The 24,131-nt window shown below is 61.3% G+C and carries 21 protein-coding genes; 3 read left to right on the forward strand and 18 right to left on the reverse strand.

The genetic code is table 11. The features are described from left to right. Positions 1-128 precede the first annotated feature (128 nt). A complete protein-coding gene (locus tag DBR00_RS00325; RefSeq protein WP_108488809.1) occupies positions 129-1,154 on the forward strand; it encodes a patatin-like phospholipase family protein in 1,026 nt (341 codons plus the stop codon). A 9-nt stretch (positions 1,155-1,163) separates the two neighbouring features. Here DBR00_RS00325 and DBR00_RS00330 read toward each other — a convergent pair whose 3' ends face one another. The 18 genes from DBR00_RS00330 to DBR00_RS00415 all read right to left on the reverse strand — a co-directional run bounded on the left by DBR00_RS00330 (position 1,164) and on the right by DBR00_RS00415 (position 21,267). After that, positions 1,164-2,567 carry a tol-pal system YbgF family protein gene (locus tag DBR00_RS00330; protein ID WP_108488810.1) on the reverse strand — a complete coding sequence of 468 codons (1,404 nt, stop codon included), beginning with the start codon at positions 2,565-2,567 and terminating at the stop codon, positions 1,164-1,166. Between the two features lie 95 nt (positions 2,568-2,662). Further along, a complete protein-coding gene (locus tag DBR00_RS00335; RefSeq protein ID WP_108488811.1) occupies positions 2,663-3,358 on the reverse strand; it encodes a response regulator in 696 nt (231 codons plus the stop codon). 10 nt (positions 3,359-3,368) lie between these two features. Next, complete coding sequence (locus DBR00_RS00340; RefSeq protein ID WP_108488812.1) at positions 3,369-6,023, reverse strand: sensor histidine kinase KdpD; 2,655 nt, start codon at positions 6,021-6,023, stop codon at positions 3,369-3,371. Between the two features lie 5 nt (positions 6,024-6,028). Then, positions 6,029-6,595 carry a potassium-transporting ATPase subunit KdpC gene (gene kdpC, locus DBR00_RS00345; protein WP_108488813.1) on the reverse strand — a complete coding sequence of 189 codons (567 nt, stop codon included), beginning with the start codon at positions 6,593-6,595 and terminating at the stop codon, positions 6,029-6,031. Positions 6,596-6,673: 78 nt separating this feature from the next. Continuing rightward, a complete protein-coding gene (kdpB, locus tag DBR00_RS00350; protein ID WP_108488814.1) occupies positions 6,674-8,725 on the reverse strand; it encodes a potassium-transporting ATPase subunit KdpB in 2,052 nt (683 codons plus the stop codon). Positions 8,726-8,737: 12 nt separating this feature from the next. After that, the gene (gene kdpA, locus DBR00_RS00355) at positions 8,738-10,438 is read right to left on the reverse strand and encodes a potassium-transporting ATPase subunit KdpA (RefSeq protein ID WP_108488815.1); all 1,701 of its coding nucleotides are present in this window, start codon (positions 10,436-10,438) and stop codon (positions 8,738-8,740) included. A gap of 8 nt (positions 10,439-10,446) precedes the next feature. Further along, entirely contained in the window at positions 10,447-10,536 is a 90-nt protein-coding gene (gene kdpF, locus DBR00_RS00360; protein ID WP_090253391.1) for a K(+)-transporting ATPase subunit F, read from the reverse strand. Between the two features lie 208 nt (positions 10,537-10,744). Then, a complete protein-coding gene (locus tag DBR00_RS00365; protein WP_158271535.1) occupies positions 10,745-12,289 on the reverse strand; it encodes a YdgA family protein in 1,545 nt (514 codons plus the stop codon). A 214-nt stretch (positions 12,290-12,503) separates the two neighbouring features. After that, complete coding sequence (locus tag DBR00_RS00370) at positions 12,504-13,583, reverse strand: AI-2E family transporter (RefSeq protein WP_108488817.1); 1,080 nt, start codon at positions 13,581-13,583, stop codon at positions 12,504-12,506. Between the two features lie 93 nt (positions 13,584-13,676). Then, the gene (locus DBR00_RS00375) at positions 13,677-14,489 is read right to left on the reverse strand and encodes a DUF4892 domain-containing protein (protein WP_108488818.1); all 813 of its coding nucleotides are present in this window, start codon (positions 14,487-14,489) and stop codon (positions 13,677-13,679) included. Continuing rightward, entirely contained in the window at positions 14,486-15,148 is a 663-nt protein-coding gene (locus DBR00_RS00380) for a glutathione S-transferase family protein (protein ID WP_108488819.1), read from the reverse strand. Before DBR00_RS00380 ends, DBR00_RS00375 begins: the two co-directional genes overlap by 4 nt. A gap of 51 nt (positions 15,149-15,199) precedes the next feature. Then, positions 15,200-16,063: an alpha/beta fold hydrolase gene (locus tag DBR00_RS00385; RefSeq protein ID WP_108488820.1), complete on the reverse strand. Its 864-nt coding sequence runs from the start codon at positions 16,061-16,063 to the stop codon at positions 15,200-15,202. Continuing rightward, on the reverse strand, positions 16,060-16,869 hold the full coding sequence (locus DBR00_RS00390) for an alpha/beta fold hydrolase (protein ID WP_108488821.1): 810 nt from the start codon (positions 16,867-16,869) through the stop codon (positions 16,060-16,062). The genes DBR00_RS00385 and DBR00_RS00390 overlap by 4 nt, the downstream gene beginning before the upstream one ends. Before the next feature lie 213 nt (positions 16,870-17,082). Then, positions 17,083-17,529, reverse strand: a complete 447-nt coding sequence (locus DBR00_RS00395) for a hotdog fold thioesterase (protein WP_108488822.1) — start codon at positions 17,527-17,529, stop codon at positions 17,083-17,085. Between the two features lie 66 nt (positions 17,530-17,595). Further along, positions 17,596-19,260 carry an AMP-binding protein gene (locus DBR00_RS00400; RefSeq protein WP_108488823.1) on the reverse strand — a complete coding sequence of 555 codons (1,665 nt, stop codon included), beginning with the start codon at positions 19,258-19,260 and terminating at the stop codon, positions 17,596-17,598. 114 nt (positions 19,261-19,374) lie between these two features. Then, the gene (sixA, locus tag DBR00_RS00405) at positions 19,375-19,839 is read right to left on the reverse strand and encodes a phosphohistidine phosphatase SixA (protein WP_108488824.1); all 465 of its coding nucleotides are present in this window, start codon (positions 19,837-19,839) and stop codon (positions 19,375-19,377) included. Between the two features lie 25 nt (positions 19,840-19,864). Continuing rightward, the gene (locus tag DBR00_RS00410) at positions 19,865-20,212 is read right to left on the reverse strand and encodes a DUF4389 domain-containing protein (protein ID WP_108488825.1); all 348 of its coding nucleotides are present in this window, start codon (positions 20,210-20,212) and stop codon (positions 19,865-19,867) included. A gap of 32 nt (positions 20,213-20,244) precedes the next feature. Beyond that, positions 20,245-21,267, reverse strand: a complete 1,023-nt coding sequence (locus tag DBR00_RS00415; RefSeq protein WP_108488826.1) for an NAD(P)H-dependent glycerol-3-phosphate dehydrogenase — start codon at positions 21,265-21,267, stop codon at positions 20,245-20,247. Positions 21,268-21,517: 250 nt separating this feature from the next. Between DBR00_RS00415 and DBR00_RS00420 the strand changes: the two genes are divergently transcribed. Further along, entirely contained in the window at positions 21,518-23,440 is a 1,923-nt protein-coding gene (locus DBR00_RS00420; protein WP_108488827.1) for a response regulator, read from the forward strand. 173 nt (positions 23,441-23,613) lie between these two features. Then, the gene (gene fabA, locus DBR00_RS00425; RefSeq protein ID WP_108488828.1) at positions 23,614-24,129 is read left to right on the forward strand and encodes a 3-hydroxyacyl-[acyl-carrier-protein] dehydratase FabA; all 516 of its coding nucleotides are present in this window, start codon (positions 23,614-23,616) and stop codon (positions 24,127-24,129) included. Positions 24,130-24,131: the final 2 nt, after the last annotated feature.

A 24,131-nucleotide genomic window follows, 5' to 3' on the forward strand; every position in this document is an offset into this window, starting at 1 on the left:
CTGACGCACATAACAGACAAAAGTGCCAGGTCGCTCAATGGCCACTGCGCTGGATACTAGCAAATCGCGCCTTGGCGACTGGGGTTGTGGCGCGTATGTTCGCGGCATCTGTTTCGGAGGGCATCGGCATGAGCAAACGCATTGCGCTGGTACTGGGTTCCGGCGGCGCGCGCGGCTACGCGCACATCGGCGTAATCGAGGAGTTGGAAGCCCGCGGCTATGAAATCGCCTGTATCGCTGGCTGTTCCATGGGAGCGGTGGTCGGCGGGATCTACGCCGCCGGCAAACTCAATGACTACCGTGAGTGGACACAGAGCCTGGATTACCTGGACGTACTGCGCCTGCTCGATGTGAGTTTTCGTCTGGGGGCGATTCGCGGTGAAAAGGTTTTCGGCAAAATTCGCGAAATAGTCGGCGAGATCAATATTGAAGAGCTGCCGATCCCCTTCACCGCCGTGGCCACCGACCTGACCAACCAGCAGGAAATCTGGTTCCAGGAAGGCTGCCTGCACCAGGCTATGCGCGCCTCAGCGGCGATTCCCAGCCTGTTCACCCCTGTGGTACAGGGCAAGCGCATGCTGGTCGATGGCGGTCTGCTCAACCCGCTGCCCATCGTGCCGGTGGTATCCAGCCACTGCGATCTGATCATTGCGGTCAACCTCAACTCGACCCAGCAGCGGCATTACGAACTGCCGGTGATCGAACGCACGCCAGCGCTCAAGGGGCGCTTCGACCTGCTGATGAGTTCCCTCGGTTCCCGCTTGCCCTCGTTCAAACGCAAACAGGGTGAGGATGACGAACTGCTTCTGCTGGAAGACCAGCGCCACGCCGTGCAACCTGAAGCGATCAACCCCTGGCAGCAGAATGCCCGTGGCAACCTGGACAAACCCGCCGCACCGAAATCCGCCAGCGGCTCGCGGGTGGCCGATCTGAGCGGCCCGGCGTCACTGCTGGAGCTGATCAACCAGAGTTTCGAAGTGATGCAGACCTCATTGGCGCAATACAAGATCGCCGGCTACCCGCCGGACATCCTGATCAACGTGCCCAAGCGGGTGTGCCGCTTCTTCGAGTTCTACAAGGCGCCGGAGCTGATCATGCTCGGCCGGCAGATCGCCCGCGATACGCTGGATAAGTACGAACGCGGGGATCACTGAGGTCCAGGGTCAGAAGCGATAGGACAGGCTCAACGAGGTGCTCTCGTTGTTCTTGTCCTTGCCGACCTGGTTGGAGTCCTTTTCCTTGTGCTCATAACTGACGGCAACCAGCAGGTCCTTGGTCAGTTTATGGCCCAATGTAAGGGCGTACTTGTCTTCATCCTCTTCTTTACCCTTGGGGTCATTGCCATAGTCGGTATGCCGACGGGTATAGGCGATGCCGGCAAAACTGTCCCAGGGCAATTTGCGTGCATACGCCACTTTCCAGCCGCCCTGATCCTTGTCTTTTTTGCGCTGATCATTGTCCTCGACCTTGGGGGAATAACTCAGGTCGAAACTGTCATGGCTTGTGGGTTTGAACTTGACGGAAAACTTCAGCGTATCGATTTCAACGTCTGGGCTGTTCTCGCTGTTGAGGTCGCGGTTTTCGTAGTTGTAGCGAACCCCTAACTCCAGCACGCGATTAAGCTTGTGGCTGACACCCAGCGACCAGATGGTGCTGGAAACGTCATAGCAGTGATCTTTGTACAGTTGCAGGTAAGTGACCGATGGATTGACCTTCAAACGCCAATCCGGCACCAGAAAAACCGGCCCCGTGGAAAGCGCAATCGTCTCTCGGTTCAGAGTGTCCTGGTCGTCCTGGCGGGCTTGACTGAAATTACCGGCGAGATTCCAGCGATCGCCGCGCTCATTCAGGCCATAGGAATAACGCAGCGCAGCAGACGCTTGACGACGATTGTCATGCACAGAACGCTTGGGCTTGGCGGGAGTAGCGGTATCCCCCGCGTCAGCATCTGCATCATCATCCGCGCCCTCTTCATCTTCCCCGCCGTCCAGGCCCTCTTCTTCGTCGAGGTCATCCTCGTCCAGGTCCACGTCTTCGAGCAGATCATCGTCAAAATCGGCATCAGCGAAGTCATCATCTTCGTCAAAATCGCCGTCTTCGTCGTCGAGGTCTTCATCGTCATCATCATTAAATGACGGTTCACTGACCGGACTGCCAGAAGAAGCATTGGCCGTATCGGTGTCATGGATCATGGCAAACTGGATTTTGCCACCGTAGCTGTGCGCTTTGGTCTTGCTCGCTGCTTTGCGCTGCAGCTTACGCGCCTGCTTGGCCTCTTCACTGTCAGGCGCGGTCGCGATCAACTGCGCCAGTTCACTGCGGGCGGCCGGGTAATCAAAGCTGTCGAGATACAGGCGCGCCAGACGCAACCGAGCGGTGTTGTGCGACGCTTCTAAATCAGGGTTGGCCAGCACTTGGCGATACGCAGCGATGGCAGCACCCAACGAGCCCCAACGCGCCTGTTGCTCGGCCTGTCGACTGATTTCGGCATACTCGGACGCTTGTCCATATAGCGGTAAGCCCAAGGTTCCCAATAATGCGGCAACAGCGACACCCTTGCGATTCATGACAGCTCCTGAGACGCGTACAGATCAGTTTTGCGGCGCAGTCTATGCAGACTCCAGAAAGCCGTCTAGCACGCCGCCAGAATGCGAATGGTCGTTCACAATTTCTCGCGCAGACGATAGCCAACACCGGCCTCGGTGACGATAAAACGTGGCGCGGTGGGGTCGTCGCCAAGTTTCTGCCGCAGGTGACCCACCACCACCCGCAGGTAGTGGCTGTCTTCGCCGTGGGTTGGGCCCCAGATGTCCTTGAGCAGTTGCTGCTGGGTCACCACCCGGCCGATATGCTTGGCCAGTTGTGCCAGTACGGCGTACTCCTTGCGGGTCAGGCTGACCTCGACGCCATCCAGGCTGACCCGACGGTAGGCGAAATCCACCTGCAGCGGGCCGCTGCAGACCGCAGAGCTGGCTTGTTCCGCGCCACCGGCAAGACGCAGCAACACGCGCACGCGGGCGAGGAATTCCTGAATGCCGAAGGGTTTGGTCACGTAGTCATTAGCCCCGCCATCCAGCGCCAGGACCTTTTCGCCCTCGCTGGCCCGCACCGACAGCACCAGTACCGGTACCTGTGACCAGGCGCGCAGCTCGCGCAGCACCTGTTGACCGTCCATATCCGGCAGGCCAAGGTCGAGCACCACCAGGTCCGGCTTGCCCAGCGCAGCTTGAGCCAGGCCTTCCTGCCCCGTAGCACCTTCCAGCACCTTATAGCCCTGGGCCGTCAGGCTGATGCGCAAAAATTTGCGAATCTGCGCTTCGTCATCAATGACCAGAATGGTCGCGGGGTTTTGGCTCATTGGCTGTCCATCACTGTTCTTCTTCCATCGGCGGCTGGGTGTGCAACGGCAGGTGCAGGGTCAGGCTTGCACCCAGGCCATCCAGCCCTTCGCCCACTGTTACCCGGCCGCCATGAGCGCCGAGCATGCCCTGGCAGATCGCCAGCCCCAGACCAGTGCCCTGCCCGCCGCGATCACCCCGGGCAGCGGTATAGAACATATCGAAAATCTTCGTGCGCTCATGCTCGGGAATACCCGGCCCCTGGTCACTGACAATAAAGCGCAGTTCTTCGGCATCCGCCTCGATGGCCACGCACAAACGCCCCTGGGGTGGGGAAAAACGCGCAGCATTCTCCAGCACATTGACCAGCGCTTGCTCAATCAACGCCGCATGCACATAGAGCAGCGGTAACTCTTGCGGTAGCTGAATTTCTAATTGCAAGGTGGACAATACCGGGCGCAAGCGCTGAGTCGCACTGGCAACGATATCCGCCGGGGCGACCCAGTCACGCGCCAATTTCAGCCCACCATGACCCAGGCGCGTCATGTCCAGCAGGTTCTGGATATAACGGTCGAGGCGCTCGGCCTCATCGCGAGTGCCTTCCAGCAGCTCGCGGCGATCCGCCAGGGGAATCTGCTCACCCAGGGCCAGCAGGCTGTCGATTGAGCCGCGCATGGCGGTCAACGGCGTGCGCAGGTCATGGGAGACCGAGGCCAGCAGCGCGCTGCGCAGCTCCTCGGTCTGCCCGTGCAGGCGTGCGGCTTCCAAATCCTCGGCCAGTTGCGCGCGCTCGAGGGCCTGCGCCAGTGGCTGGCCGAGGGCGGTAATCAAGCGGCGCTGCTCGGCAGGCAGTGCACCGCCATCCTTGGGGCTGATGCCAAGCAGCACCAACGGACCGTCCTCGCCCGACAACGGCGACCACCACCAGCGCCCACCCGGCAAGGTGCCGGTGCCCAGGCCGGCTGGCTGATCGTGCTGCCAGGACCAATCCGCCGCTGCCCGTTCCTGCTCGGTGAGCAGGCGCTGTACGCCTGCCTCGACTTTCCATACGCCGTCACTGCTGCGCGCCAGCAGGCTGACTTCAACCTCATGCCACTGGCTGAACTGCTGAATCGCTGCGGCCAGTACGGCCTGGCGGTCGGTGGCGGCTGTCAGTTTGCGCGACAGTTCAAGCAAAGCGGTGGTTTCGCCCTGGGTCTGACGTAACGCCTGCAGCTGGCGGCGCTGACGGCTGGCCAGGTTACCAGTCAGGCCAGCCATGATCAGGAAGAACAGCAGGGTCAGCACATCCTCCTGACGCTCGATGGTCAGGGTAAAGGTCGGCGGAATAAACAGAAAGTTGTAGGCCAGAAACGACAGGCCGGCGCAGGCCAGCGCGGGGCCCAGGCTGCTGCGTACCGCCACCACGAGCACGGCAATAAGGAAAATCAGCGAGATATTCGGCAACTCAAGAAACCGCGACAAGCCAAGCGCAACACCGGCCGCCACCATGGTCGCGAGCAAGGCCAGCAGGTAGTCGGCCCAGGCCAGCGGTGGCGCGCTCCGGCGTACGGCCGGAGCTTGGTCAACCTCGGTGTCCAAGACGCTGACTTCCAGCCCCTCGCCAAGACTTAACAGCCGCTCAGCGAGGCCGCGACCAAAACGCCAACGCCGACGCAGGCGCTGACGACTGCGCCCCACCAGGATCAGGCTGGCGCGACGCTCGCGGGCATGTTCGACCAGGGTGTCGGCCACCGAGTTGCCCCGCAGCAGCACCACTTCGCCACCGAGGCGTTCGGCCAGTTGCTGCGCGGCCTGCAAGTTACCCAGACGCTCTTCGTCGCGCGTGCCGCCGGTGTCTACGTGCAACACCGACCAGGGCAGATGACGCCGCTCGGCCACACGGCAGGCATGCCGTACCAATCGCTCGGCCTGGGCGTCGCCGTCGATACCAAGCAACAATCGGCCGCGTACCGTCGGGGCCTGCTGACCTTGCTGGCGGTAGCGTCGATTAAGGTCAGCATCCACCCGCGCAGCCGCTGTCTGCATCGCCAGCTCGCGCAGAGCCGTGAGGTTGGTTTGGCTAAAAAATGCATCGATGGCGGCGCGCGCCTGCTCGGGCACATACACCTTGCCCTCACGCAAACGCTCCAGCAGCTCACGCGGCGGCAGGTCGATCAGCAGAATCTCATCCGCTTCCTGCAACACCCAGTCCGGCAGGGTTTCGCGCACCTGCACCCCGGTAATGTCGCGCACCTGATCATTCAGTGCTTCGAGGTGTTGCACGTTGACCGTGGTGTACACGTCGATGCCGGCATCCAGCAGTTCCTGCACATCCTGCCAGCGCTTGCTGTGGCGGCTGCCCGGCGCATTGCTGTGGGCCAGCTCATCGACCAGCAGCAGCTTCGGTGGCTTGGCCAGAATGCCGTCAAGGTCCATCTCGCTCAGCGCCACGCCACGGTATTCCAGACGCTGCTGCGGCTGTTGCGGCAAGCCGGTGAGCATCGCCTCGGTTTCCGCACGGCCGTGAGTCTCGACCACGCCCACGCGCAGGTCGACGCCCTGGCGCAACTGCGCCTGCGCCGCCTGCAACATGGCGTAGGTTTTACCCACGCCCGGTGCCGCACCGAGAAAGACCTTTAGCCGACCGCGCCCTTCTCGCGGCATTTCATCAAGCAGGGCATCGGCCCGTACGGCATCACTCATGCAACTTACTCAGTCTTGGCGGGAGGCGAATTGTCGGCCAGCGCCAGGTTCAGCGCCAGCACATTGACCACCGCCGGCCCTACCAGCGGTTTTTCCACGTGCTGTTCGATCAGTCGCTCCAGACTGGCAGCGGGAATACCGCGTGCTGCGGCAATCCGGGCGATCTGAAACTGCGCCGCTGCCGGCGACAGGTGCGGATCAAGGCCACTGGCCGAGGTGGTCACCAGTTGCATGGGCACTGCGCCTTGGCCTTCAGCCTGCAAACGCTGGGCATCGGCGGTGATCCGCTCGGCCAACACCGGGTTGCTCGGTGCCAGGTTGCTGGCACCGCTGGCCACGGTGGCGAAGCCCGCCGCCGAGGGGCGTGGCGCAAACCATTCGGCCTCATTAAATGGCTGCGCCAGCAGGCTGCTGCCGAGCACCTCGCCTTTAGCACCCGTGATCAGGCTGCCATTAGCCTGTGCTGGGAAGGCCAGTTGCGCCACGCCGGTGACAGTCAGCGGGTAGACCACGCCGGTGACCAGGGTCATAAACGCCAGCACGCTGATGGCTGGACGAAGTTGTTTAAGCATGATGATTCTCCACTCTTCACTTGTAAGGTGGACAGCACAGGGCATGTCCACCATTGCGCGATAAGGTTCGCTAGGCGGTTAAACCAGTCCGATCGCCACCAACAGCAGATCAATCAGCTTGATCCCGATAAAAGGCGCGACCAAACCGCCTAGACCATAAATGAGCAGGTTGCGCCGTAGCAGGCTCGCCGCATCGGCGGCCTGCACACGCACCCCGCGCAGGGCCAGCGGAATCAGCGCGACGATGATCAGCGCGTTGAACACGATGGCCGAGAGAATCGCGCTCTGCGGGCTGTGCAGCTGCATCAGGTTGAGTGCGCCAAGCTGCGGGTAGATACCCGCGAACAGCGCCGGCAGGATGGCGAAGTATTTGGCCACATCGTTGGCCACCGAGAAGGTGGTCAGTGCGCCACGGGTCACCAGCAGCTCCTTGCCCACCTGCACCACGTCGAGCAGCTTGGTCGGATCGGAATCGAGGTCGACCAGGTTAGCCGCCTCACGCGCCGCCTGTGTACCGTCGTTCATCGCCAGGCCCACATCGGCCTGGGCCAGCGCCGGTGCGTCGTTGGCGCCGTCGCCGCACATGGCGACCATCTTGCCTTCGGCCTGCTCGGAGCGGATGCGTTGCAGCTTCTTCTCCGGGGTGGCTTCGGCGATCAGGTCATCGACACCCGCTTCGGCCGCAATCGCAGCAGCGGTCAGGGGGTTGTCACCGGTCACCATCACGGTGCGGATGCCCATGGCGCGCAGCTCGGCAAAGCGTTCGCGAATGCCCGGTTTGACCACGTCTTTTAGGTGAATCGCGCCGAGCAACTGGCCATCACCAGCCACCAACAAGGGGGTGCCGCCACTTTGCGCAATCTTTTCGATTTCACGGGCCAGTGTGGCCGGGACGTCGCTGCGCTGGATACCCAAATAAAGCAAGACCGCATCCACCGCGCCCTTGCGGTAGCTGTGACCGTTGTAATCAGCACCGGACAGACGCGTTTCGGCGCTGAACGCGATCGACTTGATTTCACTGCGCTCCGGCTCCTGCATGGTACTGAGCCCGCGCAGGTATTCGACAATCGACTTGCCTTCAGCAGTGTCGTCCGCCAGCGAAGCCAGCAATGCCGCATCGCTAAGCTGCTTGCCGGATACGCCCGGTGCTTTGTACAGCGCGCTGCAACGGCGGTTACCGAAGGTAATGGTGCCGGTCTTGTCGAGCAGCAGCACATGCACGTCCCCCGCTGCTTCCACCGCGCGGCCGGACTTGGCGATCACATTCAGACGCACCAGACGGTCCATGCCGGCGATGCCGATGGCCGAGAGCAGGCCGCCGATGGTGGTCGGGATCAGCGTCACCAACAGTGCAGCGAGGTACACCAAAGGCAGATCACCGCCAGAGTAACGGGCAAACGGCTGCAGGGTCGCGACCACCAGCAGGAAGATCAGGCTCAGACCAATCAGCAGAATATCCAGCGCCACTTCGTTGGGCGTCTTCTGCCGCTTGGCGCCTTCGACCAAGGCAATCATCCGGTCCAGGGTCGACTCGCCTGGGTTGGCGGTGATCTTCACCAGCAGCCAGTCGGACACCACCCGGGTGTTGCCCGTCACGGCCGAACGGTCGCCGCCGGACTCACGGATCACCGGCGCGGATTCACCCGTAATCGCCGCTTCGTTGACTGCAGCAATCCCTTCGATCACCTCGCCATCGCCAGGGATCAATTCACCGGCCTCGACCCGCACGATATCGCCACGGCGCAAGCTGCTGGCCGCCACGGTCTCGAACTGCTGACCATTCTTGCGGCGCGCATTCAGACCCTGACTGCCGGCCTTGAGGCTGTCAGCGCGGGCTTTGCCACGCCCTTCAGCCAGTGCTTCGGCGAAGTTGGCAAACAGCACGGTAAACCACAGCCACAGGGCAATCTGCACGGCCAGACCGGTAGACACCTGAGGGTTGGGGATAAAGCACAGCACAGTGGTCACCACGGCCGTCAGTTCGACCACCAGCATCACCGGTGAGCGCACCAACTGACGCGGGTCAAGCTTGACGAAGGCCTGGCGCAGCGCGGGTTTCCACAGCGCGGCGATCGAGGTTTTCGGTTGTTGCGCGGCGCTGTTCAGCACCGGTTCGGTACGGGCGTTCATCATGGTTCTCCCTTAGAAGCCCTGGAACATAGTCATGTGCTCAGCAATCGGGCCCAAGGCCAGTGCCGGCAGGAAAGTCAGGCCACCAACCAACAGAATGGTCAGGGTCAGCAAGGTGACGAACAGCGGGCCGTGGGTCGGGAAGCTGTTGCTGCCTACGGGCGCACGCTTCTTCGCCGCCAGACTGCCGGCAATGGCCAGGATCGGCAGGATGTAGCCGAAGCGACCGATCAGCATGGCCAGGCCGATCATCAGGTTGTGGTACGGCGTGTTGGAGCCGAAGCCACCGAAGGCCGAACCGTTGTTAGCCGCACCAGAGGTGTAGTTGTAGAGAATCTGGCTGAAGCCGTGGGCGCCCGGGTTGGTGACCGAAGCCGCCGGGCCCGGCAAGCTGGCCGCCAGCGCGCCGAGTACCAGCACGCCAACCGGCATCACCAGCAGGGTCGCCACCAGCAGGCGCACTTCGCGCGCTTCGAGCTTCTTGCCGAGGTATTCCGGAGTACGACCGATCATCAGGCCGGCGAGAAACACCGCGATCAGCACGAACAGCAGCATGCCGTAGAGCCCCGCACCGACGCCGCCGAAGATCACTTCGCCAAGCATCATGTTGAACATCGGGATCATCCCGCCCAGCGCGCTGAAACTGTCGTGCATGGCGTTGACCGAGCCGTTCGACGCTGCGGTAGTGGTGACCGCCCACAGCGCCGAAGCGGCGATGCCGAAGCGACTTTCCTTGCCTTCCAGCGAACCACTCTGCTCAATCGGCAGCGCAGCCAGGGCCGGGTTCGGCTGATGCTCGGCATACAGGGTCACACCCAAGCCGAGCACGAAGATGATCAACATGCAGGCCAACAGCGCACGGCTCTGGCGCAGATCCTTGACGTAATGACCGAAGGTGAACAACAAGGCCGCCGGAATCAGGATGATCGAGGCCACCTCGAACAGGTTGCTCCAGGCCGTGGGGTTCTCGAACGGGTGCGCCGAGTTGACGCCGAAGAAGCCGCCGCCGTTGGTGCCTAACTGCTTGATGGCAATCTGACTGGCTGCCGGGCCAAGCGGTACGACTTGATCGGTGCCGCCAAGAGTGTGCGCCGTAACGTATTCAAGGAAGGTTTGCGGCACGCCCTGCCACACCAGAAACAGCGCCAGCACCAGACAGAACGGCAGCAGGCCATAGAGCGTGGCACGGGTCAGGTCAACCCAGAAGTTGCCGACGCTGTTGCTCGAACGACGGGCAATGCCGCGGCAGAACACCACCAGCACGGCCAGACCGACTGCCGGGCTGACAAAGTTTTGCACACCCAGGCCAACCATCTGACTGAAGTAGCTGAGCGCGGCTTCGCCGCTATACGCCTGCCAGTTGGTGTTGGTGACGAAACTCACGGCGGTGTTGAACGCCAGCGTCCACTCCAGACCCGGCAACTGCTGGGGGTTGAGCGGCAGACTGCCTTGCAGCATCAGGATGGCGAACAGCGTCAACAGGCTGACCAGGGTGAAGGCCAGCAACGCCAGGGCGTAGGTTTTCCAGTCTTGCTCAGTCTTGCTATCGATCCCGGCAATCCGGTAGCAGAGGCGCTCGACCGGCTGCAGCACCGGGCTCAGCCAGGTTTTCTCGCCTTCCATCACCCGGTACAGGTAACGCCCGATAAAGGGCGCTGGCAGCAGGACCAGGGCGAAGAACGCCAGGATCAAGGTGAAATCGTAACTGTGCATATGCGCTCCTACGCCTGATCGGCGCGCAGCAGCGCAACCAGCAGATAAATGAATAGTCCCAAGGCCAGGCCCAGGGACACCCCGTCGAGAATGCTCATGTGTTTGCTCCTTATTGCGGTGGCTACCGCTTGGGGCAAATTGTCGGCAACCAGGGCGTAAAGGAACGAGTGCGGGGGATGCCACCCGGCATAAAGAAAGCGTAAAGATCGTGGGCCACGGACAAACAAAAACGGCCAGGCGCCCTGCTTTACAGGTCGTCTGGCCGTATGTGGCGCTCGCTACGCCCTGGGCGTAGCACTGAAGGCGTTACTGAATGGGGCTTTCAGCCTCGCTTTCGTCCAGCAGCATTTCCTCAGCCGGGGTTTCAGGGGCCATGCCCGCCAACCCACCACCGCTGCTCATGGCCAGTGCCACGAACTGTTCTACGGTCATCTGCTTGCCGTTGAAGGTCACCTGATCGTTGGCGTACTGCAGGCTGGAGCTGATGTCCTGCCCCTGCACCACCGCCAGTTCGCTGGCCACCGCCATGCCACTGGCCATTTCACCCACCATCGCCGCCTGCTGGGCAATCGCTTCCTTGTCGGTTTCCCCGGCCAGTGTGGCCTGCACGCCAATCACATCAGTAATCATCGCCTTGGACACCAGCAACTTGGCATCCAGCTGGGCGATCAACTGCTTGGCCAGTTCAGGCGCCGGCAGGTCGAAGGACGCCGGCTTGTTCAGGTCCAAGCCAAAGCTGAAGCTGCTCTCGCCGTTGGCGGTCTTGAATGCCAGCTTTTCCAGGGCCAAACCCGGTTTGCCGGCCAGCAGTTTTTCCAGATCAGTCTTGAACTGCTCGGTTTGCACGTCGGTTACTTCCGGCATACCGGTTTCACTGTCGATCTTGCCGTCCTTTAGCAGCGTGCCGTAAAGCTCGACCATGGATTTCAGTGCAGCGGCATCAAGGTTCTTTACGCTCCAGTGCATCTGCGAAGAACCGATATCCGTGCCCTGGTAGCTGATCATGCCGACGTCATAGCTGTAACGTGCCGAGAGCTGCTGGTTGGCTTCGCTGGTTTCATCGCGCTGGACAAAATCCTTGATCAGTACCGGGGCATTCTCGCCAACCTGCAACTCGATCAGTTGCAGGCGCACTTCGTTCTGCCCCAGGTAGAAATCACTGACGCCTTTACGCGTGTTGCTGTCCAGGTTCATGCCCTTGAATTCGATACGCAGGTCTTCATCGCTGTCCAGTTTGGCGCTGATCTTGAAGCTGTCCATCAAGCCCGTGGCGCTGATCTGCTCGGCGTCGGCCGTGGTATCGAAGTCAACATTCAGACCAGTGAAATCGATGCGAGTCTGCTCATCGAGGTCCAGCTGCAAGGGTTGCAGGCGCAGATTTCCTTGCATTGAACGGTCATAACCAAGGCTGACCTGGCCTTGCAGCGGTGCACCACTCTGACTGGCGGCAAACCAGGCGTCCAGCGCCGGGCTGCGTTCCAGGGCGTAATTGCTGGTGGCCATGACCGGCAGCAATTTGAATGCCTTGAGTCGCGACAACGGGAAAGGACCGTGCTCGATGTGATCGATCATGGTCCATTCGAAGTTGGCCGGGGCCTCGCCGTCCAGACTCCCCACCAGTTTGATGCGGTAGCGCGCATCGCTGCTGAACAGCTGCTGCTCCAGTGAAACCAGTTCGACCGTGGCACTGAAGCCGACAGCCGGCAGCGTCTTGGCCATGTCTTCGTTGGCGTTCTTGATCGCCGTATCCAGCACCGTAGGCAACTGCTGGCCGGTGTACCAGGCGCCTGCCGTACTCAATGCGCCAAGGGCAACAATAACGCCGATGGCGCTGCCTAGAATTTTCTTCATGAAGGGTATATCCGTTGCTTGGTTAAGAGGTCTTCCCTGTTGCCACAGGCAGCGCCAGAGACGCGACATGTGGTTTGAGGTGCAGCCGCCAATGGCTGCTGCAAAGCGCGTGCAAGGCTACCACCCGGCCCAGCGGCGACCAAGCGGGGCCGCAGAAAATCCACAGAAAATGCCAACCCGCTCGAACAAGTCGGCGGGTTTCCAGCAACGAGGCTCAACTGTGCGACGTGTCGCGGTTCTCCGGCTGCTGTGCAACCGGTTGGCCAAGCGGCGCCTCAACCCAGTCGCTCAGCAGGCTGTAGGCCACTGCCAGCAGGGTGGGCCCGAGGAACAGCCCCATAAAGCCAAATGCCAGGATGCCACCGAACACCCCCAGCAGCACCACGATCAGCGGCAGGTTGCCGCCACGGCTGATCAGGTACGGCTTGAGGATGTTGTCCACGCCGCTGATCACCAAGAACCCCCAGACCAGCATGAAAATCCCCATGCCAACTTCGCCCTGCCAAAACAGCCAGGCCACGGCGGGCCCCCAGATCAGCGGCGGTACCATGATCAGGCTGAAACCGAAGGTCAGAATGCCCAGTATCAGCGCCCCCGGTACCCCGGCGATGGTGAAGCCGATCCAGGCCAGAATGGCCTGCGCCGCAGCGGTCCCGATCACCCCATTGACCACTCGTTGCACGGTGCCGGCGACCAGCTCCAGGTAATGCTCGGCACGCTCACCGATCAGACGCTCCAGCAGGCTCTCGGCAAAGGCCGCCAGGCGTGGGCCGTCGCGGTAGAAGAAGAACACCAATACCAGGCTCAAGGCCAGCTCGACCATGCCACCGCCGATCCGCGCACTGCGCGCCAGCAACCAGTTGCCCACCTGCCCCAGGTACGGCTGCACCGTGGCGAACAATGCCGCGCCCTGCTGGTCGATGGTTTGCCAGAAACCCAGGAGGTTTTCCCCAATCAGCGGCACATCAGCCAACCAGGTCGGAGCCGGCGGCAGGCCGTCAACCTGGAAGTCCTTGAGCATGCCAGTCAGGTCCTTGATGTGGTCGGCCAGGTTCAGCCCAAGCATCACCAGCGGCACCGCCACCAACAGGGTCCACACCAGCGTCAGCACACCGGCGGCCGTTGCCTGACGGCCACCGAGCAGCCGGGTCAGCACACGCATCACCGGCCAACTGGCAAACGATAATACGGCCGCCCAGAACAGCGCTGACCAGAACGGCGCCAGCACCCACAGGCTGGCGCCCAGCAAGGCCAGTAGCAGGATCTGCACGAGCAAGCGATCGTTATTGGCCATTCAAACAGCTCCCAGCAAAAGCGCAAAAAGGCTCTGCCACAAGGGGCAGAGCCACGGCAGTAAAGTGCGGCAAGGTTACCGGCAAATAGGGGGTCAGCGCAGCACGTTGAGTTGCACGCCACTGACATCAGGCTCGCCCAGCTCCAGCCGACTGGCACGCACCCGCTGTTCAATCAGGGCTTCACGCCAGGCTTCGGCCTGAGCGCCACTGATGCTGACCCGCAGTGTGCTGTCGAGTTTAAGCGTACGCGCCAGCAGTTCGACCCAGACCGCGCTGGGCTCAACCTGCTTGCTTAACTGCAATGCACCGCTGCCCTTGAGCTGGCGCTGCAGGGTGGCCGGTGTCGGCATCACATCCGCCAATGGCGCATTCGCCGCCAGCCGTTCGGCATGCAGGTACGCACGCTTGTTGCCACGGGTGATGCTGTACAACGCCAGCAGGCTGTCCTGGTGCGGCGCGGCCAATCGCAGCAAAGCATAGCTCTGCTGCTCATCCGATCCGGTCAGGGTCGCGTTGTCAAAAACGGCGTTGGCCCACAGGCTGCTGGAGCCACATTCACGACCCACACACCAGTAGAGCAACTGCGCATCCTGCGCCTGCAGAGCTTCACGGGCGCTAGCAAAGGCTTCATTGGCCGTGTGGGTGCGTGGCAGCTCATAGGTCACGGCGGTCAGCGGGCCCTGCACCGTCACTTCACGCTCATAGCGCAAGGTGCCACTGATGCGACGAATCGCCCCCTGCGGGTAGATGCGCTCCTGTTCGGTGAGGTTTTTGAAACTGACAATCTTGCTGTTCGCGAAGCGCGGAAGGACGTCAAGGTCCTGGCTGCCTGGAACATCAGCACAGGCCACGGCACTGGTCAGCAGCAGACTCAATCCGAGGCCGTAACGATTAACGCCGCTCATTTGATCAGCATCGCTTGGGCAGCTTTGACGACTTTTTCACCGTCTGCTTCGCGCTGTGGCACCAGCAAACCACGCTGCACAGCTGGGCGCGCAGCCAGCTCACTCATCCAGCGCTGCAGGTGCTCCAGGCCATCGACGGAAACACCGGCCCAGCCATGGATACGCACCCAGGGGTAGGTGGCAATATCGGCGATGCTGTAGTCATCAGTCAGGTACTGCGACTCGCTCAGGCGGCTGTCGAGCACTTCGTAGAGGCGGCGGGTTTCGTGCTGATAACGGTCGATCGGCCCCTGCAGCTTTTCCGGGAAATAGCGAAAGAACACGTTGGCTTGCCCCTGCATCGGGCCGACGCCACCCATCTGGAACATCAGCCACTGAATCACCCGCGAGCGACCCTTGACGTCACTGGGCAGCAACTGGCCGGTTTTCTCAGCGAGATACAGCAGAATGGCACCGGATTCGAACACGGCGAAATCATCATTAGCGCGGTCGACAATTGCCGGGATACGGCCGTTGGGGTTGATCTTGAGAAAGGTGGGACTCTTCTGTTCCTGCTTGTCAAAACTCAGTGCCCGGACGTTATAGGGCAGCTGTAACTCTTCCAGTGCGATGGACACTTTATGGCCGTTGGGGGTGGCGGCGGTATACAGGTCGATCATGTGGGTCTCCATGGCTATCGACCACACCTTTCCCCAGTTGCCTTTAGCAAGTCAAGGCGAACCCAGGAATGCTTTGAAACAGTCTGCTACCAAGCCAGCACCCGCGTCGTCATCCAAGTGCAGGTGATGGCCACCAGGCAGCTGAGCCACCTCGAGGGGAAGATCGGCAACCAGCTCGCGGATGCTTGGCTGCACCAGCAACATGCCCTGCTGCGCCATCACCAGCTTGGTCGGGCATTGCAGGCTGCGCACAAATGCCAGCGCATGGGCGTGTGTCAGGCGCAGTGGCGACGGCAGGGTCAAGCGGCTGTCAGTGCGCCAGGTATAACCACCAGGCACCGGCATCAGGCCACGCTGAGCAAGTAACTCTGCGGCTTCACGACTGACCGCACCTACCCCACGCATGCGCGCTTGCACAGCTCGGTCGAACTCGTCATACACCGGTTTGCTCTTGCCAGCCAGGGCCAGCTGCGCCGTGAGCGCTTCACCCAGCTTCTGCGGCGCCGTGTCCGGCTCACCGGTGTAGGGAATCAGTCCATCAATCAGCGCCAGACGTTCGATTCGCTCCGGCATCGCACCGGCCAGCAACACCGAAACAATCGCGCCCATGGAATGCCCGAGCAACGAAAAGCGCTGCCAGCCGAACTGCTCGGCAACCTGCAGCACATCGTGGGCATAGTCCCAGATGGCGTAACTGCCACCGGGCGGGCGGTGATCGGAATGGCCGTGGCCGGCAAAGTCCAGAGCCACGATGCGCAGCCCCGGCAACAGCGGCGCCAGACGGGCGAAGCTGGCGGCATTGTCCAGCCAACCGTGCAGGGCAATCACCGGCAGACCGTCTTCCGGGCCATACAGATGGGCTGCAAGCTCGATATGTGGCAGGCGCAGACGCACTTCTTCGAAATTCAGGCTCATGCACTTTGCTCGCTTACAGGGTGTCCAGCCCAGCGCTGGAACAGCTTTTTCAGCAACTCCGCGGTGTCTTGTGGGCGTTCCAGGGGAAACATATGCCCGCCAGGCAACGTCAGGTACTCGCCCTTCGGCACGCGGCGCACCAGATGGGCGTGATGCGGCATAACCACTCGGCTGTGCCGGCCGCGAACCATCGCAAGCGGAACCTTCAGCTGCTGCGGACGACCAGGGCTGGTGTGCGGCACGCTGCGGTAGATACTGATTTCCGTAGCCGGATCAAAGCGCAGGCGCAGGTTATTGCCCGTTGCTTGCAGGCCGTGTTGCACATAGGCATCCAGGCAGTCCGGATCAAAGCGACGGAACAGCCCCTTGCCGGCGAAATAACCCCGCGCCTCGGCCAGGTCAACAAACTCTTCCCGCCGCCCCAGGGTACGCCCGGCCGGGGTAATACGGTCGATAAAGCCAAAACGCTTGGCGGCGCGAATCACCATTTTGTCTGCCAGGGTAAGCACCGGCGAATCAAGCATTACCACCCCACGGTACAGCTCGGGGCGCAGCAAAGCGGCGTGATAATGCAGTACGCCACCGAGGGAATGGCCAACACCCCAGACTGGCTGCTGGCTGGCTTCAAGATGGTGGATCAGCTCATCGACCAGGTTGCTCCAGTTGTCGTTCACCGGGAAACGCGGGTCATGGCCATGCTGTTCCAGGTGCTGCACCGAGTAGTCAGGCGCCAGCGCGGCAAACAGCTTGCCGTAGGTGGCCGACGGAAAGCCGTTGGCATGGGCAAAAAAAACGGGCTGGTTCATGGCGGCGGCTTGTCAGGGAAGTTACGGATGATTGTCCGGCAGCCTTGCCGATGCGGCAATGACAAAACGGCCAGTGAATGACGGCACTATAGCCAAAGCTGATGGGAGGCCCGCCAGTTGACTCGACGCTGACGGGTCGCGTTAGCCGCAAGCGGCTTGCCGAGCTTGCTTGTAATGCAGCAGGACCGACAAGCAGCAAACTTTGCGCAGGTTCTAGCGTTGCGCCGGGCCGTTCTCACCCAACGGCACAATGGCCATAGTCAGCCGGGAAATGCAGCTGGCCTTACCATCCTCGCCACTCAGGCGGATATCCCAGACATGGGTGGTACGCCCCAGGTGCACAGGCCGCGCCACGGCCGTAACCCGTCCACTGCGCAGACCGCGCAGATGGTTGGCGTTCACTTCCAGGCCGACGCAGTAGAACTTGCTGCTGTCGATGCACAGATGGCTGGCGGTGGAACCGAGGGTTTCCGCTAGCACCACCGAGGCACCGCCATGCAGCAGGCCGTAGGGTTGGTGGGTCCGCGCATCGACCACCATGCTGGCGGTCAGCGACTCGTCATCGAAGGCGTCAAAACGAATATCCAGTTGTTCGCCAATGGTGTTCTTCAGAAAGCCATTGAGCTGAGCCAGGTTCGGGGTTTGCTGCCAGAGGGCCATGGTTTGTCCTTTAAGGTCGATTCAGCCAGAACGCGGCCAGCACACAGCTGCCGGCCACATGCCAGATCACTCGTGCCAGAGCACCGTTTCACTGCGTTCGGTCCATTCGCCGAAGCGTTCGCTGTAGGTGCCTTCCACCACCGCGCGCTTGATCTTCAGGGTCGGGGTGAGGAAGCCGTTATCCACCGCCCAGACTTCTTTGACCAACACCAAGCGTTGCAGACGCTCATGCTTGTCGAGGCTCTGATTGACCTCTTCCAGCAGTTTTTTCAGGCTGTTCTCCAACTCGCCACGGCCACTGGCGGCCTCGCTGCGGCCGACATCGGAGAGCACACAGAGCGCCATCGGCTGTGGCATACCATCGCCGACCACACAGACCTGCTCAATGCGCGAGTGCTCACCAAGCAGGTTCTCGATCGGTGCCGGGGCGACGTATTTGCCCTTGCTGGTTTTGAAGATTTCCTTGATTCGCCCGGTCAGGCGCAGGTTGCCTTCACCGTCCTGCTCACCCTTGTCACCGGTACGCAGGAAGCCGTCGTGGGTGATGGTTTCTGCGGTTTTCTCCGGGTCCTTGTAGTAGCCCTGCATGGTCGCGCCGCTGCGCACCTGCACCTCACCATCCTCGGCGATGCGCACCTCAACGCCAGGGCTGTTCTGACCGATCCAGCCTTGTTTGAATTTGCCCGGCCGGCAGACATGGGAGTAACCACAGTTCTCGGTCATGCCGTAGACCTCAAGCACATCCAGGCCCAGGCGTTTGTACCAGTTGAGCAGCGCCTCAGGCACCGGCGCGGCGCCAGACAGAGCGTAGCGCACGGCGTCCAGGCCGAGGCCGACCAGCACCTTCTTGCCGACGATGCGACCGATGATCGGCAGTTTGAGCAGGAAATCCAGTTTCTCCGCCGGCATCTTGCTGTAGACGCCCATCTGGAACTTGGTCCAGATACGCGGCACGCCGAACATCACGGTTGGCCGCGCGCGTTTGAGGTCTTCGAGGAAGGTGTCCAGACTTTCGGCGAAGAAGATCGTCTGCCCGGCGTAGATCGAAGCCAACTCGACAAACATGCGCTCGGCCACGTGGCACAACGGCAGGTAGGACAGCACCCGGTCATTTTCGCCGACGCCAAACAACTCGGTGGCGCGGCTGGCGGCAAAGCCAAAGTTGCTGAAGTGATGCATCACGCCTTTCGGCGTGCCGGTGGTGCCGGAGGTGTAGATAATGGTGGCCAGCTGATCGGCGGCCGGTTTGGGGTTGTCCTGAATCGGCGTACAGGCCTGCAAATCATCCCAGGTAAAGCTGAACTCACCCTGCGGACGCAGCGGCAGGCCAATGGTCGGCACGCCCTCAGGCACACCCGCCAACATGGCTGGCCAATCGTCCAACTTGCCAACGAACACCAATGCTGCCTCGGAATGGCGCAGCACCTGACCGACCGAATCGGCCGTGAGGTTAGGGTACAGCGGCACGGAGACGTGTCCGGCCATCCAGATCGCCAGATCGGTGACGATCCAGTGCGCGCAGTTCTTGGAAATGATCGCAATGCGGCTGCCCTGCGGCAATTCGCGGCTGCGCAGCCAGTTGGCCGCACGGCGCGCCTGCTCGCCGACGTCGGCCCAGCTCAGTTCCTGCAGCTGGCCGCCCGGCAGCGGCTGCACCATGTAGCGTTTATTCGGGTGCCGAGCCTCACGCTCATAAAACACCTCAAGCGGCAAACGGATAGCATCAGCCACAGGGCTTCCTCCTTTGTTGTTTTTGTGGAGCCAACCAAGCAATTGCTTGGTCGGACTATTCCACGCACAAAGGCGGCCCGCAAGAGGAGAAATGTTTCGGTGTGTAGTGCGCTGTCAGCGATATGCCGGGTGCTTGTGGAGCGACAATTTCATTAATCCGGCCAGCAGTTCATCGCCTTCCAGCAACGCCAGGCTGGCGGTGTTCATTGGCAACGGTTGCTGGCGGTGGCCGTGGATCAACAGCCCTGCCAGGCTCCCCACCAGCGGTTGATGGGTCACCAGCAGCAGCTCATCGAGGACAACGCCACCCAACTCACGCAGAGCTTGGCGCAGATCGCTTTCCGGCGTCAGCCAGGGCACGGTTGCCCGTAGTCCGCTGAAACCCAGCGCCTCACAAAACAAATCGGCGGTCTGCTGGGCTCGTACATAGGGGCTCACCAATACCGCCTGCAGCGGCTGTCCCAGCATGTAATTGGCAGCCTCACGCACCTGCTGCCGACCATAGGCCGTCAAATTGCGTTCGGCATCGCTGCGGGCCTGCGGCTCAGCCTCACCATGCCGTAACAACCAAAGCTTCACCGCACGCGCCTCCCTGCACAACAGCTCATAGTTTCGGTTCTTCGTCACGTGCCGGATGGGGCGCGGGGGCAATGCTGTGCGGGATTTCACCCCGTGGTGCTTGCGCGGTTGGCCAATCAGCGAACGGCCAGGGTTTATCGTCCGTATTGAAGGTGCCGAAGCGGCCAATCTGCGCCAGGTACTGGCTCAGGCTGTCACCAAAGCCCAGCAGGCCGGCATTCGGTGCACCGTAGAACAGGCGATATCCCAGTTGCAGCAGCACCACGGCCCCCAGGAGGATTTCCGCCAGTTGCCAAACGATGACGAAAATCACCATCCAGAGAATGCGCAACAGTATCGATTCACGCTCAATATCCTGATTACTTTCACTCATGCTCATCTCCTTAAGGGTCGTAACGTTAAAACTCAAAAACCGCTGATGGGGATAAAGTCGACGTCGGTCTTCGGCTCACCGCGCATCAGAGCGCCGATCACCTGATCCAACGTGCGCCCCTCGAACAGAATGGCATGAAGGCCAGCCACTAACGGCATGTACACCTGCAACTCCTCGGCTTTGGACTTCAGCACCTTGATGGTGTTCACCCCTTCCGCCACTTCACCCAGACGCGCTACGGCCTCCTCCAGACTCAATCCCTCCCCCAGGGCAAAACCAACCTGGTAGTTGCGGCTTTTGGCCGACGAGCAGGTGACGATCAAGTCCCCAACCCCCGCAAGCCCGAGGAAGGTCATGGGGTTGGCGCCCAGCTTGACCGCAAAACGGGTCATTTCCGCAAGTGCGCGGGTAATCAGCATGCTCTTGGTGTTTTCGCCCATGCCCATGGCCGCCGCCATACCGGCGATGATCGCGTAGACGTTCTTCAGCGCCCCGCCCAGTTCGACGCCAAAGCGGTCGCCACTGGCATATACGCGAAACGTGCGACCGTGTAACGCGGCCTGCACCTGCCGACAGAGGTCTTCGTCCTCACTGGCAATCACCGAGGCCGTCAAGGCATGCTCAGCCACCTCGCGCGCCAGATTCGGCCCAGACAGCACGCCAATGCGCGCCTGCGGAGCAATGTCCTCGAGAATCTGGCTCATCAGCAGAAAGCTCTGCGCCTCGATGCCCTTGGTGGTGCTCACCAGCAACTTGCCGCTAAGCAGCTCGGCCGCTGGCTGCAAGGCCTGGCGCAAGGCACTGGAGGGCAAGGCCACGAAAATAAGCTGACAGGCATTCAAGGTCGCGCTCAAGTCAGTTACCGGCTCAACACTCGGGTGAATCTTGATGCCTTTCAGGTAACGGGGGTTCTCCCGGGTCAGCCGAATCGCCTGAGCCTGTTGCGGGTCACGCATCCAGTGCAGAACCTGTTGACCATTCTCGGCCAGCAAATTGGCAATCGCTGTGCCGAAGCTACCGCCGCCAAGCACAGCAATGGGGTGCTGATCAGTCATAACGCATCCGTGGTAAACCATTAAAAGTGGCGAATTTCTCGCATTATACGGCGACACCTGTATGCAGCCAGCTTTTAGCAGTTTGCCTGGTACTGGCAAAGCCAGGCCGCTCGGTTAACATGCAACCTTTAAAACGCAAACAAGGTTGTGGCGTGATCTATTGCACCCAAGCCCGGCTTCTCCCCGAGACCTCACACAATCGGCCGGTTCGCCAGTTTTCGCAACGCCTGCGTAATAGCGGAGGAGCCCGATGATTCTGCGCCGCGGCTGGAATATCCATACCCGCACGCAGCTGATAAGTGTCGGGCCCGCCTTGCTGCTGACCCTTCTGCTGACCGGCTTTTTTACCTTCGCCCGCTTGCAGGACCTGCGTCAGGAACTTAACCACTACGGCCAGTTAATTGCCAACCAACTAGCTCCGGCAAGTACCTACGGGGTGATTTCCGGCAACTTCGGCGTGCTCGATGCCTTGTTACAGGCGACGCTGGAAACTCCACATGTGCGCTTTCTCGAAGTACGCGACCGCACGGGCAAGATTCTCGTGTATGTCGAGCAGACGCCCGGCAGTGGCCATGCCAGTAGCCAGGTTGAAATTTTCCAGGCGCCGATACAGCGTCCCAGTCTTGCCATAGGTAACCCTGCCGCAGCAGCTAGTGCGGATGCCTACCTGGGCTATGTTGTCGTCGGCATGTCCAATGACGCGTTCAACACCCGCCAACAGGAAATCCTGTTCAAGGCCACCCTGCTCGCTCTGTTCGCCCTGGCCCTGACCTTTATTCTCGCCCGCCGCCTGGCTCGCCACCTGTCGCAGCCGCTTAGCGCCATGGGTGAAGCCGTCAGTGCGATTCAGGCCGGTAACTACCAGACCACCCTGCCCGAAGTCGGTGAAGGGGAATTGCAGGCGCTCGCGCGGCATATCAACAACCTCGCACACGGCCTGGCCAGCGCCAGTGAAGAACAACAACGGGCCATGGCCCTGCTGATTCAGGCGCGCGAACAGTCGGAGCTGGCCAACCGCGCCAAATCTGACTTCCTGGCGATGATGAGCCACGAGTTGCGCACGCCGATGAATGGCGTACTGGGCATGCTGCAATTGCTGGAAACCACCGAGATGACCCAGGAGCAGGCGGAATACGCCGCCCTGGCTACCGAGTCCACCGAGCACCTGCTGAAAGTCATCAACGATATTCTCGACTTCTCGCGCATCGAACGCGGCGCGCTGGAACTGGAGCGCATCCCATTCAGCCTGCTGGATCTTTTGCATAATTCGATCCAGGTGTTCCAGCACAGCGCTCAGCAGCGCGGCCTGCAACTGCAACTGGAACTGCAGAGCGGTGTGGAACACCTCCAGGTGCAGGGCGACCCAACGCGGATTCGGCAGATTCTGGTCAACCTGATCGGTAATGCCCTGAAATTCACCGAAAGCGGCAGCATTCGCGTGCATGCCAGCTGGCAGGCGCTGGATAACCAGGTGCTGTGGTTCAGCTGCGCCGTGCACGACAGCGGCATTGGCATCTCACCTAAGCGCCTGGAGCACATGTTCGATGCTTTCCAGCAGGCCGACACTTCTATTTCAAGACGTTACGGCGGCACCGGGCTGGGTTTGCCCATCGCTCGCACGCTGGCTGAGCGTATGGGCGGCACTTTGCGCGCGGTCAGCGAAGAAGGTCAGGGTTCGGTATTCACCCTGGAAATCCCCCTGCCGTTTTCCCAGCAGGCCGCCGAGGTGGCCCATGACCACCGGCCTCCAGGCCAGAGTGGCCAGGGTCAGCCGGTACTGCTGGTTGAAGACAACCCGGTCAACCAGACCGTGATCGAGGCCATGCTACGCAGCCTGGGCTACCAAGTCAGCCTGGTCGGCGATGGCGCTCAGGCTGTGCACCAGGTCACCCAGCAGAATTACGCGGCGATTCTAATGGACTGCCGCCTGCCGATCATGGATGGCTACGAAGCCACCCGGCAGATCCGCCGCCTGGCAGATTGCGCTGAACTGCCGATCATCGCCCTCACCGCCAATGCCCTGCAGGGCGACCGCGAGGCCTGCCTGCAGGCGGGGATGAACGATTACCTGGCAAAGCCGTTCAAACGTGCCGATTTGCAGCAAATACTGCAGCGTTGGCTACCCCCTCGACCTTCGACGGGTAGTCAAGAAGGCCCAACTGCTGCAGGCTAGAGCCAGGCATTCAGAACAGCCGCGTAAAAGCGGAGTACAACTGTACTCACAAGGCTGTGACTTTCACCACAACGCAACAGTCTATGACTAGGCTGTTGGCAGGCGCAGAGGCTGCGTCGCCAGCCAGGACGATTCGCCCAGCCTTGGCGCATGGGACATATTGAGGAGCTCGCATGACCAAACAAAACGCCTTCACCCGGGAAGAACTGCTCGCCTGCGGTCGCGGCGAACTATTCGGCCCAGGTAATGCGCAACTGCCCGCGCCGAACATGCTGATGATCGATCGCATCACCCACATCAGCGACACCGGCGGCAAGTACGGCAAGGGCGAAATAGTCGCCGAGCTCGATATCACTCCTGACCTGTGGTTCTTCGCCTGCCATTTCGAAGGCGATCCGGTGATGCCAGGCTGCCTGGGCCTGGATGCCATGTGGCAGCTGGTCGGTTTCCACCTCGGCTGGCAGGGCAACCCCGGCCGTGGCCGCGCCCTCGGTTCGGGCGAAGTGAAGTTCTTCGGCCAGGTCCTGCCGACTGCCAAGAAAGTCACTTACAACATCCAGATCAAGCGCACCATCGCCCGTTCCCTGGTACTGGCCATTGCCGATGGCACCGTCAGTGTCGATGGCCGCGAAATTTACAGTGCCGAAGGCCTGCGTGTTGGCCTGTTCACCTCTACCGACAGTTTCTAAAG

Source organism: Pseudomonas sp. HMWF032, from assembly GCF_003060885.1.
GTDB lineage: Bacteria > Pseudomonadota > Gammaproteobacteria > Pseudomonadales > Pseudomonadaceae > Aquipseudomonas.

Excerpts from the sequence above, each read along its gene's own strand:
- DBR00_RS00325 (WP_108488809.1), top strand. The coding sequence starts at position 129 with ATGAGCAAACGCATTGCGCTGGTACTGGGTTCCGGCGGCGCGCGCGGC.
- DBR00_RS00330 (WP_108488810.1), bottom strand. The coding sequence starts at position 2,567 with ATGAATCGCAAGGGTGTCGCTGTTGCCGCATTATTGGGAACCTTGGGC.
- DBR00_RS00335 (WP_108488811.1), bottom strand. The coding sequence starts at position 3,358 with ATGAGCCAAAACCCCGCGACCATTCTGGTCATTGATGACGAAGCGCAG.
- DBR00_RS00340 (WP_108488812.1), bottom strand. The coding sequence starts at position 6,023 with ATGAGTGATGCCGTACGGGCCGATGCCCTGCTTGATGAAATGCCGCGA.
- kdpC (WP_108488813.1), bottom strand. The coding sequence starts at position 6,595 with ATGCTTAAACAACTTCGTCCAGCCATCAGCGTGCTGGCGTTTATGACC.
- kdpB (WP_108488814.1), bottom strand. The coding sequence starts at position 8,725 with ATGAACGCCCGTACCGAACCGGTGCTGAACAGCGCCGCGCAACAACCG.
- kdpA (WP_108488815.1), bottom strand. The coding sequence starts at position 10,438 with ATGCACAGTTACGATTTCACCTTGATCCTGGCGTTCTTCGCCCTGGTC.
- kdpF (WP_090253391.1), bottom strand. The coding sequence starts at position 10,536 with ATGAGCATTCTCGACGGGGTGTCCCTGGGCCTGGCCTTGGGACTATTC.
- DBR00_RS00365 (WP_158271535.1), bottom strand. The coding sequence starts at position 12,289 with ATGAAGAAAATTCTAGGCAGCGCCATCGGCGTTATTGTTGCCCTTGGC.
- DBR00_RS00370 (WP_108488817.1), bottom strand. The coding sequence starts at position 13,583 with ATGGCCAATAACGATCGCTTGCTCGTGCAGATCCTGCTACTGGCCTTG.
- DBR00_RS00375 (WP_108488818.1), bottom strand. The coding sequence starts at position 14,489 with ATGAGCGGCGTTAATCGTTACGGCCTCGGATTGAGTCTGCTGCTGACC.
- DBR00_RS00380 (WP_108488819.1), bottom strand. The coding sequence starts at position 15,148 with ATGATCGACCTGTATACCGCCGCCACCCCCAACGGCCATAAAGTGTCC.
- DBR00_RS00385 (WP_108488820.1), bottom strand. The coding sequence starts at position 16,063 with ATGAGCCTGAATTTCGAAGAAGTGCGTCTGCGCCTGCCACATATCGAG.
- DBR00_RS00390 (WP_108488821.1), bottom strand. The coding sequence starts at position 16,869 with ATGAACCAGCCCGTTTTTTTTGCCCATGCCAACGGCTTTCCGTCGGCC.
- DBR00_RS00395 (WP_108488822.1), bottom strand. The coding sequence starts at position 17,529 with ATGGCCCTCTGGCAGCAAACCCCGAACCTGGCTCAGCTCAATGGCTTT.
- DBR00_RS00410 (WP_108488825.1), bottom strand. The coding sequence starts at position 20,212 with ATGAGTGAAAGTAATCAGGATATTGAGCGTGAATCGATACTGTTGCGC.
- DBR00_RS00415 (WP_108488826.1), bottom strand. The coding sequence starts at position 21,267 with ATGACTGATCAGCACCCCATTGCTGTGCTTGGCGGCGGTAGCTTCGGC.
- DBR00_RS00420 (WP_108488827.1), top strand. The coding sequence starts at position 21,518 with ATGATTCTGCGCCGCGGCTGGAATATCCATACCCGCACGCAGCTGATA.
- fabA (WP_108488828.1), top strand. The coding sequence starts at position 23,614 with ATGACCAAACAAAACGCCTTCACCCGGGAAGAACTGCTCGCCTGCGGT.